The organism is Brevundimonas sp. (assembly GCF_030682035.1).
Taxonomy (GTDB): Bacteria; Pseudomonadota; Alphaproteobacteria; order Caulobacterales; family Caulobacteraceae; genus Brevundimonas.
In genome coordinates this window covers 1-12903 of sequence record NZ_JAUXQZ010000026.1, presented here as the reverse complement: position 1 = coordinate 12903, position 12903 = coordinate 1, and the positions used below count along the sequence as shown (strand labels likewise).

At 69.4% G+C, this 12903-nt stretch carries 10 protein-coding genes; 8 read left to right on the top strand and 2 right to left on the bottom strand.

Annotation, left to right across the window (positions count from 1 at the left end):
• Positions 1-194 (bottom strand): hypothetical protein (locus Q8K49_RS07800; protein WP_305305184.1); only part of this gene is annotated, 194 nt, incomplete at its 3' end.
• Positions 195-273: 79 nt separating this feature from the next.
• Between Q8K49_RS07800 and Q8K49_RS07795 the strand changes: the two genes are divergently transcribed.
• A complete protein-coding gene (locus Q8K49_RS07795) occupies positions 274-453 on the top strand; it encodes a hypothetical protein (protein ID WP_305305183.1) in 180 nt (59 codons plus the stop codon).
• Between the two features lie 311 nt (positions 454-764).
• Here Q8K49_RS07795 and Q8K49_RS07790 read toward each other — a convergent pair whose 3' ends face one another.
• Positions 765-1805 (bottom strand): sigma 54-interacting transcriptional regulator, encoded by a 1041-nt coding sequence (locus Q8K49_RS07790; protein WP_305305182.1) that lies wholly within the window; start codon positions 1803-1805, stop codon positions 765-767.
• A 312-nt stretch (positions 1806-2117) separates the two neighbouring features.
• Here Q8K49_RS07790 and Q8K49_RS07785 point away from each other — a divergent pair, with 312 nt between their 5' ends.
• Genes Q8K49_RS07785 through Q8K49_RS07755 form a run of 7 tightly spaced genes read left to right on the top strand, consistent with a single transcriptional unit; the run spans position 2118 to position 12490 of the window.
• Positions 2118-2366, top strand: coding sequence for a hypothetical protein (locus Q8K49_RS07785; RefSeq protein WP_305305181.1), 249 nt, complete (start codon positions 2118-2120; stop codon positions 2364-2366).
• A gap of 43 nt (positions 2367-2409) precedes the next feature.
• A complete protein-coding gene (locus Q8K49_RS07780) occupies positions 2410-3324 on the top strand; it encodes a hypothetical protein (protein ID WP_305305180.1) in 915 nt (304 codons plus the stop codon).
• Positions 3314-3889 carry a hypothetical protein gene (locus Q8K49_RS07775; RefSeq protein WP_305305179.1) on the top strand — a complete coding sequence of 192 codons (576 nt, stop codon included), beginning with the start codon at positions 3314-3316 and terminating at the stop codon, positions 3887-3889. The genes Q8K49_RS07780 and Q8K49_RS07775 overlap by 11 nt, the downstream gene beginning before the upstream one ends.
• Positions 3890-3917: 28 nt before the next feature.
• The gene (locus Q8K49_RS07770; RefSeq protein WP_305305178.1) at positions 3918-4565 is read left to right on the top strand and encodes a hypothetical protein; all 648 of its coding nucleotides are present in this window, start codon (positions 3918-3920) and stop codon (positions 4563-4565) included.
• The gene (locus Q8K49_RS07765; protein ID WP_305305177.1) at positions 4562-5302 is read left to right on the top strand and encodes a hypothetical protein; all 741 of its coding nucleotides are present in this window, start codon (positions 4562-4564) and stop codon (positions 5300-5302) included. The genes Q8K49_RS07770 and Q8K49_RS07765 overlap by 4 nt, the downstream gene beginning before the upstream one ends.
• A 45-nt stretch (positions 5303-5347) precedes the next feature.
• Entirely contained in the window at positions 5348-9823 is a 4476-nt protein-coding gene (locus Q8K49_RS07760) for a S8 family serine peptidase (RefSeq protein WP_305305176.1), read from the top strand.
• Positions 9824-9871: 48 nt separating this feature from the next.
• Positions 9872-12490, top strand: coding sequence for an alkaline phosphatase family protein (locus tag Q8K49_RS07755; RefSeq protein ID WP_305305175.1), 2619 nt, complete (start codon positions 9872-9874; stop codon positions 12488-12490).
• Positions 12491-12903: the final 413 nt, after the last annotated feature.

Genomic DNA, 12903 nt, shown 5'->3' with positions numbered 1-12903 from the left:
CGACCCCGAGCGGTCGGTCGCCTCGATCGATTCGTAGCCACGAAGCAGACGTTCAGGGGACAGCAGTCCAACACTTCGCGAGCGCCGACGTCGGTCCAGAGCGCTGGCACGGCCGGCCTGAGCGCGGCAACCGAGTCGCTCGCAAAGCGCAGCAGCGGGTCGATGGCGGTCGGGCGCGTGCCGCTGTCGGGCATCGAGGCTTACCCGCCTGGATGAACTCTTCGGCGTGCTGCACGAGCCCGACCCACGGCCCCGCCGCGTCACCAATCCCTGTTGTCCGCGTTAGAGCTGAGCCACAAACTGCTGCCTGCGGCCAAGCGCACGCTGCTGCGGCGTTTGCCGGTTTTCAGCGGTGCCTTCACGACAGGCGCCGCCCAGCAATTGGCCAGCGGCCCCAAACTCGATGCATGGGCGGTGCTCGACGCGCTCGGTGCGCTGGTCGACAAATCCTAGGCCACGCCGAGCCACAGCGGCGCCGCCGTCCCAGGCCAGGCTGGCGCGATGCACGCGCCGCGCTGCGTGCTGCTGGGAACGGTACACGGCCTATACCCGCTCTAGCTTGGATGCGAGCGGGGAAGACCGAGGGCGCAACAATGCGCAGTGTCGTCGCCTGCCTGGACAGCACCACCAAGGCCTCCGAGCGCCTGGTCGCCCAGTTGTTGTGACTGGCGCCCAGCGAGCCGGGAAGCCAGTGCGACGATCACAGAGGTGTCAGCCTCGCCGTGACCGAGGTGCTGCCTGCGCTGGGGATGCGAAGCGAACAGTCAGCGCGCCAGTACGACCACGGCGTCAGCCGTCTGGACTCTGATGGCGTGTTTCTTCGCCAGCTTGCTCAGCGACGCGCGCTGCATATTGCACAGCCGTGCCGCGGCGCTGATGTTGCCGCCCGTCCGGACCAGGATGTCCTCGACAAAACGCCGCTCGACTTCGTCGACCGCGCTCTGCTTTTTGTCGCGCAGCACACTACGCAGCAGCGGAACGGCCGACGGCGTGCTGCTGCAGTACGTCAGCGCCGGCACGCTGGCCAGTAGGTCGGCGGCGTCGACACACGGCCCGCCACACAACAGCTGCACGCGCAGCAGCGCGTTTTCGAGCTCGCGAACGTTGCCAGGCCAGCGGTGCGCCTGCAGCAACGCCAGCGCCTGTGCAGTCAGTCGCTTGGGCGAGCCTCCGGTGCTGCGCGCGGCCTTGATCAGCAGGTGCGGGGCCAGCAGGTTGATGTCGCCGTGCCTTTCGCGCAGTGGCGGCAGCACGACGGCGAGCGCCTCCAGACGGAACAGCAGGTCGGCGCGAAAGCCCTTGCTCGCCACCGACTGACCCAGATCGACATTCGATGCCGCGACGATGCGCACGTCGGAGCGCTGCACTTCATCGTCGCCGACGGCGCGGAAGCTGACATCCTGGACAAACCGCAATAGCGTGACCTGGGCCCGCGGCGTAAGCGCCTCGACCTCGTCCAGAAACAGCGTGCCGCCGTGAGCCTGCTGCACCAAGCCACGGCGGGCGCGGCTGGCGTCGGTGAAGGCGCCGCGGGCGTGGCCGAACAGTTCGCTTTCGACCAGCGTGTCGGGCAGCGAGCCGCAGTTGACCGGAACGAAGGGCTCGTCGCGGCGCGGACTGCAGTAGTGCACGGCACGTGCCGCCAGTTCCTTGCCGGTGCCGGTCTCGCCGAGGATCAGCACCGGTGCCGCGCAGGCCGCAAAGCGCTCGATCAACTCGGTGGCGGCGCGGAACGCGAAAGACCTGCCGACCATCGTCGCGTGCAGCGGTAGGTCGTCGTCGGCACTGGTTGCCTGCGCCGTCACGCTCCCCCCTTTTCGCGGCGTAGCCCGCTCGAAAAGTCTAGGTGCTAATTCGTCGGGCCGCCAGGGGCCAACCTAGGGGCCGGCCTTCCCGGCCTGCCGTGCCATCGCCGCACAGGCAGTGTGCCGCGCGACACACCCTGTCGCGCCCGGCATGGCAGCGCGCTCCAGCGGTACAGCCGTGTCGCCGCCGACTCGACCGCAAACCCAGCTGCGTAGCCTTTGGCAGCGAAATCAAGCACTTGCGATACAGACCCGGTTGGCACGGCTTAAGCATGGTGGGCCTCACCGCCGCTGCCGACCGGATGCAACACCTTGGAAACCGACACCGCACGCATACGGGAGCTGTCGCTGCTGATCCTGCGCTATGTCGCGTCGCGACCCGGTGCATGCGATTCGCTCGAGGGCATCTGCGACTGGTGGTTGATGCGCCAGCGGCGCGACGAATCGCGGCGCAACGTCGCCGCGGCGTTGGCGCTGCTGGTGGCCAGTGGCCAGATCGAAACGCGGCAGGGTGTCGACGGCCAGGTCGTGTACCGCGCCGCGCGGCAGGCGGCGCTGTGACATCGGCGGCGGCAATTCGATCGACGACCCAGGAGATGCAGCGATGAACGGCAGCTATCGATTCGAGCCCGACCGGACCGACTACCCCGCAGTGCGCCGCGTGATGGGGAGCCAGCGGGTGCGGCTCGACGACACGCAGCTCGAGGACCTGATCGAGTCGATGTTCCCAGAATCCGACGCCGGCGACGTCGAGGACTTCATGCGCGACCTGCAGTCGCTGGCGCGCAAGGTGGCGCCGCTGGCGCAGCGCGCGCTGCCCGGCGTCATGAAAGGTGCGGCCAGTGGCGCCGCGGTGGCCGGACCCTGGGGCGCGATTGCCGGCGGCCTGGGTGGCGGCGTGGCCACCCTGGTCGGCGGCGGCAAGGCCGCGCCCGCGCGGCCTGCCGGCAGCCCGCCCCGGGCCGCTGCCGCAACCGCGGCAGCTGTTGCATCCGCGGCACCCGCGGCGCCCGCCGGGCCGGCCACCACGCCGTTGTCGCCGTCGCCTTCGCCAGCGCCCGACGCCGGTGCCGGCGCTGCACGTCCGCTTGCGGCGGCGCAATTGCTGGCCCTGCTGTCGCGCCCCGAAACCACGCAGGCGCTGCTGGCGATGCTGATGGGCGGCACCGGCAAGCCGTCGGTGGCGGTCGGCGCGCGTACGGTGCCCGCACCAGCCTTCGCCAATGCCATTGCCGAGCTGGCGTCGGAGACCGCGGCCGCCTGGTCCGGTGCTCCGCGCCAGGCCACATCCGACTACCTGCTCGACGACGCCGGCGACCCGCGCGGCGATATCTACAACCCTTCGGCACGCGCGGCGCTGCTGCTGTCCGACCTGGCCGACGTTGCCGACAGCGAATCGCTGGACGACGAAGCGCCGTTGCCGCTGCGCGGCTATGCAGCCTTCGACAGCGAAACCGCCGACGACCCGATCGACGGTTACGAAGCAGCACTTGAAGACAGGAGCCGCTATGACGACTGACGCCAGCGGCGCCGCCCATGACAACGCCGCGCGGATGGCGCCGCCTGCGCCGGGTCCGCTGCTGCAGGCCTTGCTCGCCGCGTTGAACGACGACGGTGGGCGACTGTTCGCCGAGCAGATGGGTGACGGCGGCGGCACGACCTTGATCAAGTCGCTGCTGGCACAGTCGCGGCTCAGTCCCGAACAACAGTCGGTGGTCGATCTGCTGACCGCGTTCGACGCCAGCGGCAAGGCGACTCGCAGCGGCGGCAGCCGTGAGGACAGCGACATCGTCGACATCGAGCCGCTCGCCGAGCGGGACGCTGGCGCGCCTGCCGGTCGGCTGGCCGACTGGCGCGAGCTGCGCGACCTGCGCCAGCTGAACGACACGCTGGCCGGCGCGCTCGGGGCCTGCCGCGTCTGCTGGGGTGGGGACACCAGTTGCGACGTCTGCGACGGCCGCGGCCGGGCGGGATTCGCGAAACCCGACCTCGAGCTATTCGACGAACTGGTTGCACCCGCGCTCAGGCGCGTGCTGACCATGAGGCGAGCGGGTCGATCTGACCCTTACCGGAGTCGGCGCTGAACGCCGAAGAGAACTGCAAGGAGCGAGCATGACCCAGGACATCTATGGCAACGAAGCCTATGACTATGAAATGGAGGCCGAAGACAGCAGCGACGAAGCCGCCGACGACGTCGACGACATGCTCGACGCGCTGATCGAAGCCGACGACGAGGACCTGTCAGAACGCAAGCGGCGCGGGCGCCGCGGCCGCTCAGGTGGGGCGCGGCCACCGGTGCGCACGGCCAGCGGCACACCGGCCTACCGCGCGCCGATGTCGGCGGGCCCGGTCACGCAGGCCCAGCTGAAGGACGCGCTCGGCCGCGTCGGGACCGACGTCCGCCGCAACGCCGAAGGCATCAAGGCGGTCAACAGCCAACTCGGCCGTCTGACCGGCCAGGTCAAGGACATCGCCAGTGTGAACGGCGCGCAGAGCGGCCGCATCGGCAGGCTCGACCGGCTGATGAAGCTCGACGGTGCGATCGACTTCGCCACCAGCTTCAGCATCGACAACACGTCCGGCACGACGTTGCTGGTGCCCAACCTGTCGCAACTGCTGCGTGGGGCCTTGAAGTCGGGCATGGTCGGCAGTGGGGACGCCAAGAGTGCGCTGTCGAATCCGCTGCTGATCGGCGGGCTGGGCTTCCTGCTCAACAACCCGCAGGTCTTCACCGGTCTGCTCGGAGGAAGAACAACATGAGCATCGCCATTCCCCTTTCAACGGCCAGCACGGCCGCGGGGGCGCGACCCGGCATCAGGCTGGCGCTGCCGTTCGGCGCCGGCGCCGCTGCAGCAAGCGCCCTGGTGGTCAGCGGACCGAAGTCTGACGCACTGCGTGCCGTTGCCGTCGCAGCCAGCGTGATTGCGCTGGAACGTGCGCTCGATGTGGTCAAGCAGGCGCGCGACGATCCGGCGACACCGGTCGGCAACATCGACAAGGACTTGCTCTTGCCGGTGTTCCAGGCCGTGCAGCGGGTGCAGGAAGACCGCACGAGCGGGCCCAGTGCCGACGACACGCTGGCCGCGGTGGCGCGTGCCGTCGGCGCCGACGCGGCGCTGGCAGCCGCTGCCCGGGCAGCGCTGGACCAGGGCCGCAACCCCGGCGACAAGACCACGCCGACGATCGACAGCTGCCTCAACTGGGTGGCGTCGGTCAACGTCGACCTGCTGGATCGCTGCGCGCAGCAGGTCCGTGCCAGGTTGATCGACGTCTTCCCGGACCAGCAGACGCGGCTCAAGCGGGTCGAGGACAGTGTCGTCACGCTGACCAGCGACATCGGCAAGCTGCAGGCGCGCGTCGCCGCGCTGGAAGCCGCGGTGCCTGCGCCGGCGCCCGGCCCGGCCCCTGGCCCGGGGCCTGTCCCGGCTCCTTCACCGTCACCGTCACCGTCACCGTCACCGGTGGAGTCGAAGCCGACGGGCCGGACGCCGTCCTAGCAGGCTCGCCCCGCGACGAACATTCACCAGTGTGCAGAACCTGCCATGAGCGATCCCGTCGCCTCGGTGCTCGGTGCCCATGACCCGGCGCTGGCCGAAGCTGCCCAGGGCGACGGGCCCGCCGACGAGCTGGCGGTGATCGTGCGGCTGTCCGATGGCGAAGAATTGCCTGCCGGGATCCGCGTCGTGACGCGCTTCGGCGACATCGCGACGCTGCGCGTGCAGCGCGCGCGGCTGGCCGAACTGGCGCAGTCGGCGTCGATCGTCGGGATCGAGGCGTCGCGCAGGTTGCGGCTGAACGATGGCGACGACGAATCGTCGCCCGCCGATAGAGGATTGCAGCCGCGGGGGCACGACGAGGCCGCTGGCGACGACGAACCCGAGCCGCCGTATTCGCGCCGCCCGCCGGGCCTGGTCGCCAGCGGCGACGGTGTCGTCTTCGGCGTGCTCGACTGGGGCCTCGACGTCGCCCACCCGGCGTTCCGCCGCGACGACGGTACGACCCGCCTGCTGGCGCTGTGGGACCAGCGCGGCGACGACGCCAGCGGAGCCGGCAACCGTTGGGGCTACGGCCGCATCATCCACACGACGCAAATCGACCAGGCGCTGCGCGAGCCCGATCCGTATGCGGCGCTTCACTACCACCCCGCCGATGCCGACGAGCGCGACGCCGAAAGCGGGCAGTGGCAGGGCGCGCACGGCACCCACGTCGTCGACATCGCCGCCGGCAACGGCCGGGGCGGCGGCATGGTCGGCGTGGCCCCGCGAGCCGACATCGTCTTTGTCCACCTGTCGCGCACGACCAGCGTGCTCGGCCGCGGCAACCTCGGTGACTCGGCCACCGTGCTCGAGGCGCTCGACTTCATCTTCTCGCTGGCCGGCGACCGGCCCTGCGTCGTCAACATGAGCGTCGGTGCACACGGCGGCCCGCACGACGGATCGACGTTCGTCGAGCAGGGCATCGACCAGGCGATCTGGACCCGGCCAGGCCGCGCCGTCGTCAACAGCGCCGGCAACTACTACGCCGCGAGCGCCCATGCCAACGGCCGGCTGCACCCCGGCGGCAGCGCCGCGCTGCGTTTCACGGTGCCGGTGGGCGACGCCACCGACAGCGAGATCGAGATCTTCTACGAGTCGGTCGACCGCTACACCGCCACCGTGTTCGAACCCGGCGGCAGCATTGCCGCCAGCGTCGGGCCCGGCCAGGACAGCCCGCTGCGGGTCGGCGCTGCGGAGGTCGGCCACGTCTATCACCACGTCCGCGAATCGACCAGCGGCGACCGCCACATCGACCTGTTCCTGAAGCCTGACCCGCCCGCCGGCACCTGGGAGATCAGGCTTGCCGGCGACGTGGTCCGCGACGGCCGTTACCACGCCTGGATCGAACGCGACCGCGGCTTGCGGCCACGTTTTGTGGCCGCCGACGTGGCCACCGACTCGACCACCGGAACGCTGTGCAACGGGCGCTATTCGATCGCCGTCGGCGCCTACAACCCGCGCCGTACGGACTGGCCGCTGGGCGCGTTTTCGAGCGCCGGGCCGACCCGCGACGGCCGCGTCAAGCCCGAACTGACGGCGCCCGGCGAGCGCATTCGCGCCGGCCGCTCGACACCGCCGCAGGAAACCCCGGGCGCGCGCTACACCGACAAGAGCGGCACCAGCATGGCCGCGCCGCACGTCAGCGGTGCGATCGCAGTGATGTTCGAGGCCGCCGGCCGGCCGCTGGAAATCACCGACACGCGAGCGCTGCTGTTCGGCAGCACCGACTGCTCGCCGCCGGGCAGCGCCGGCGTGCCGGCGGCCGACCTGCACCGGCGCGGCTTCGGCTACCTCAACGTCGTGGCCGCGGAACGCGCGGCGGCCGACTGGGGCCGCGGCGGCCTGCAGCCGGCCGACCCGGGTCTGCATGACGATCTGATGGAGGCGGTGCCTGACGACATCGTTGCCGAAGCCATAGACACCGATGACGCCGCCGACGCGGACGGCTGCACCGATGCGGAAGGCGATCCCGAAGAAGTCGAAGTCGAAGTCGAAGTCGAAGTCGCAGACGCAGACGCAGACGCAACTGAAGACGAAGACCAAGACCAAGACGAAGACCAAGACGCCGACGCGACAGCAGCTTCCTACATCACCGTCGAGGACGACATGAACGACGACCTGACCCTGCCTGAGACCGATTTCGACAGCCAGGCAGACCTCGTCGACAGCGACGCGCCGCCGCGCTGGCCTGCCGATGAAACCGAACCCGGGATCGAATTCCAGGAAGCGATATCGATCGACGACGTGGCCGACGAAATGAACGGCCTGCGCTGCCGTTTCGTCCGCGAATTCACGGCCAGCCGCGGCGACGGCTCGTCGCGCGGTTTCGGCGCCGATTCGCTGCATCTGATCGAAGCCTGGCACGGTGCCGCGGCCGAAGCTTCGATCGCCGGTTTTCGCGTGCCCAAGGTGCTGCTGGCGCCGCACCCGGACCACATCGCCGGCGTGCGCCGCTACGACGTCGCGCTTGATGCGCAGCGCAGCGCGGTCAGCGGCAACGCGCGCCAGCTGCGCGACTGGCTGGCACGGCAGTCGTCGTACCGAAGCCGCCCCGCGGTGTGGGAACGTGAACGGCAGCGCCTGGCGCAACTGCTGGACCGCCGCCAAGCGGTCTACAGCCGGATGTGGGTGCGCCAGGCGATGTTCAACCGCTTCGATGGCGACATCGCGCGCTGCTCAGCACACTACAGCCGCCAGCTGCGGCCGGCGACAGCGCTGGACCCGAACATCGTCAAGTCGATGCTGTACCAGGAAAGCCGGATGGGAACCTCCGGCGAGCACCTGATGCCGCCGCCGTCGGACTGGTCGAGCAGCGACCGCCACCCGGTGCGCAGCCGCTTCAACATCGGCCAGGCGATCGACTCGTGGGGACCGCAGCAGTGGTTGATGATGCGCGAAATGGCGCCGCTGATCTTTGCCCGCCATGGCCTGGACGCTTTCGACGCGCGGCGGCGCTGGTTCGGCATGTCCAACGCCGAATACGCAGCGCATGCGCCCTTCGTTCGTGCGCTGCAGGAATTCTTCGAACACCGCGACGGCACGCGCAACCTGATGGGAACGCCGGGCCGCGACCTGCACGAGGACTACGGTTTCTGGATCCGCACCGCGGTACGCTGGTTGTTCGTCAAGTACGCGCTGCTGACGCCACCGAGCTGGGCCGAGGCGGTGCGCGCCTACAACGGCGGCGGGGCGGGCGCACGGCGCTACCGCGACGCGGTGATGGCGCGGGTCGGCAGCAGTCAGCCGTTTGCGGGTGAGTCGCTCGACGGCGGCGGGCAGGCCCTGCAGGAAGACCGCACGCCACGGCTCGACTCGGCAGCCGAACTGACCTGGCAGGACCTGACGCGCACTGCCGACTCGGCGGGCCAGCAGCAGCTGTTCGTGCTGGTCACCGGCGCGCCGGCCGGCGTTGCGCTGGCCGGCGACGAGGGCCGCGCGATCTTCCACCTGCGGGTCCGCAACAGGAACTCGGTCTACAACCACAAGAATGTCGTCACCAAATACCGGCTGCTCGACATCCTGCCCAACCGCCAGTTCAACGAGGTGCTGCCATGGCGGCGCTTCAACGGCCCCGACCTCGAGGACGAGTCATCGCGCGTCATCAAGATCTCGGTCGAAGGCCGCACGCTGCGCGCAGCCTACGACCCCGACTCGCCGCTGGCCCGGCTGGAGGTTGAATACCACTGGCGCGAAACCTTCGAAAGCCACCAGGAACACATCAACCGGACCGGCCTGGACTTCGCGATCGTCGCGCCGATCGAATACCTGTTCGGCCGCAAGACACGCTTGAGCCAGCGCGACATCGAGCTCAAGGATCCGGTCCTGCACAAGGACGACTACTGGATCGCGCTGCCCGGCGGCGGCGTCAACTTCAGCGCCGACGTGCGGCAGCCGGTGACCGTGCAGCTCGACGTGTCGACGATGGTCGGCAGTGCCAGCACCGCGCAACAAGGCGCCAGCAGCAGCACGACGTCGACCAGGACGCAGAGCACGAGCAATTCGCGCACCTTCAGCCTGCAGCTGAACGGCGAAGTTTCCGGCGGCGGCAGCGCCAAGGCCAGCATCGACATTTTCGAGCTCGGCCTCGAACGGATGTTCAAGCTCGGTGGGTCGATGGGCTACAGCCGGACGACCACCGACACATCGACGACCGCGGTGGCGCGCGAATTCTCGCGCTCATTGAGCCTGTCGCGCGCGTACTCGACCAGCCAGGCGGTGGCCACGAAGACGACGATCACTGTCTCGCCGCCCGAAGTCCCCGAACCTGGCGGCACCGGCGGCGCGCGCCGCAACCCGCCCGCGCGCAGCAGCGGTATCGGCAGCGTCGGTGTCTATCTCTATCCGCTGGTGGCCTTCTTCGAGGTGCCGTTCGTTCGCTTCGACGGTGCCAACCGGATGGGGCAGGCGACGCGGCGCAGCGCGGGCAGCGTCGCCGTTCCGTTCGTCACCGCGTGGCGTCTGACGACGCTGCGTGGCGGCTGACCGTCGATCCAACCCAGGCGCGTCGACGCAGACGCCAAAGGCGGCTCCATGAACGACCCCTACGCCAGTCCAAGCCCGAGTCCGGGCACCGTCTTCGACGGTTCGCTGCGGCGCGGCGACCGTCTGGTCCGCTTTGCGCCTTACGAGGGCATCCTGCACTCGGCAGTCGTGGTGTCGGAGCGCATCGAATCTGCGGCGAGCCTGCTGCGACGCGGCGTGCCGGTCGAAGCCGCCGGTCCCGGCGGCTACGTGGAAGTCGCCGAGATGCCGCCAGACGGGGGCGACCAGCGCCTGGTCGGCAGGCTGCTGACCGACGCCTGGGGCCGCCTGGCGCGCGGCCAGACGATCGTTCGCGCCAGGGCGCGAACCGACATCAACATCAACGCCACGCCCGGTGCGCCGATCACCTCCACCAGCACCACCAGCCCGATTGCCAACACACCGAACAACTACACCACGAAACCTGCCGGCGCGCCGGTCGTGGAGCCAGAACCCGAACCCGCCCCTGCATTCGCCCCTGCACCTGCACTGGCACCGGTACTCGCACCTGCACTCGAACCCATACCCGAACCCGCAACCGAACCTGCGATCGATGAGCCGCTGGCCGAAGCGCCGACACCGACAGCCGGCACCACCATTGTCAGGCGTCGGGTTCCTCAAGGCTTCTTCGCCCGCAAGTTCGACGAGTTCGCCAACGACCGCCAACAGCCACTGGTGTCGGTTCGCATCCACAACAACATCGTCAACCTGACCTTCGCCAGGGATCTGGCCGACCTGCATGGCCTGAAGCCGGTCAGCCTTTCGCTCGGTCACCTCGAGGCCGAACTGCCGTGGCTGCCGAACCCGAACATCACCATCAAGGATCTCAATTCGGATCGCGTGGTGGCCGGCGCGACGCGCGTCGCTGATGCCAAGTCGCCGGGTGGTCGCGCGATGGCGCTGGTGCTCGAGGTCCAGTTCGAAACCAAGGGTACCGAACTCGCGCTCAACAACTTTGGCGACATCGACCTCCAGCAACTGAACATCCACGTGGAACTGGTGCTGGTGCGCACCATCGTCGATGGCCGCGGCGCGATCGGATTCCGGCCGGCGGTGCGCGTCGACGTGAAGGCCACGCTGAACTGGGGCCCGGATGGCATCGCGCGGCGCAAGGTCAAGTCGACGATCGAGCGCAAGCTCGTCGCCGGCCTGCTCAACGCCCAGTTCCAGCAGCGTGCAGCGCGCGCGCTGACGCGCTGGCTGGTCGGCGGGCCGTGGGAAGTGCGCAGTCTCGAACTGGTCGGCGATGAGCTGGTCGTTGGCTACGTTGAGCCGCCGCGCCACGAACTGGTCCAGATTTTTGCCGAGCAGCCGCAGAAGCCGTTGACGGTGGGCGCGCTGGCCAAGGTCGACCACATCGTCGTGCTGATGATGGAGAACCGCTCGTTCGACCACATGCTGGGTTACCTGAGCCTGGCCGGTGGCCGCAAGGACGTCGACGGCCTGACCGGCAAGGAAATCAACCGCTACAAGGGCCGCGACTGGCGGCCGTTCCACCTGACCGACACCGTCTTCGACCATGACCCGTGCCACGACCGCGACTGCGTGCAGACCCAGGTCGCCGGCGGCATGGGCGGCTTCGTCGCCAACTTCGCTTCGGGGCTCCGGTCGGGCCGCATCAGCCCGGGCGACATCATGGGCTACTACGACGCCAAGGATCTACCGGTCTACGACGTGCTGGCGCGCGAGTTCGCGATCTGCGACCGCTGGTTCGCCGCCCACCCGGGCCCGACATTCCCGAACCGCTTCTACACGCTGACCGGACGGCTGGCACGCGACCAATTCGGCAACACCGTCTACCGCAACCCCGACCTGGTGACGTACGCACCGACGCAGAGCAAGTCGATCTTCGACCATCTCAGCCAGCGCGCCGTGTCCTGGCGCTACTACGAACACGGCTACGGCTTCCTGCGCCTGTTCCACCGCTGGGTCACCGACATCGAGGCCATACGGCCGGCGGCCGACTTCTTCGCCGCGGCGGCCGCGGGCACGCTGCCGTCGGTGGCCTACATCGACCCCGATTTCATCGAATACCCGCCGGCCAACGACGACCACGCGCCGGCCAACGTGCGCGATGGGCAGCGCTTGATCGCACGCATCGTCAACGCGCTGATGAAGGGACCGGCGTGGTCGCGCACGCTGCTGCTGGTGACCTACGACGAGCACGGCGGGTTCTACGACCACGTGACGCCGCCGGGCGCGGTCGATGTCTCGGGGGTCAACGAATACGGCGTCCGCGTGCCGGCCTTCGCGGTCTCGCCATGGATCGAGCGCGGCACGGTGTCGCACACGGTGTTCGATCACACGTCGATCCTGAAGACGATCGTGCGCCGGTTCTGCGCTGCCAACCCGCCCGACCTGGGGGCCCGCGTCGCCGCGGCGGCCGACCTCGGATCGCTGCTGACGCGGACCAAGCCACGCACCGACCTGCCGCTGCTGGCGGTGCCGGCGGCGTCGCCGACGGCGCCGGCGAAGGTCGCCGGTGAGCAGGACATCGCAGACGCGCGCGGGGCGGTCAGCCAGGCCGCGTCGCTGCGCGATTTCCACGCCCTGCTGGCGGTGACCCGCGCCCGCTATCCGGCTGCCGCCGGCAAGGCAACCGGGTCGCCGGTGACCGCGCGGCTGTAGCAGACCCCCACGCCAGCGCGGCGCACCACTGCGACGGCAGGTCCCTGAGATCCGCGTCAGGTCGGTGGCGGCGGCATCGTCTGCCCCTGCGTGAGGCGCTGCGACGGGCAGCGCTGTCAGCGCCAGCAGCGCGGTCGCGCGCGACGTGCCGCCCGGGCGTTCCTGCAGCCGCAACCCTTGCGGAGTGATACGCTCACTTTGACCATAATGCATTGTGGCGAAGTGCTTGGCCCTGGCTCTTGAGGACCACTGATTCGGCCAACCACTTGACCGGGCGGCTGTACGCGGCCTCTATGTTGTTGCCGTCATGCCTACCTCAGCCCGTCAACGGTGTCTTGGGTACCTTTGCAGCAACTGCGAGCTGCAAATCCAAGCGCCTGAACCGGACGGTCGGGAGCACCCGCTCATGGCCG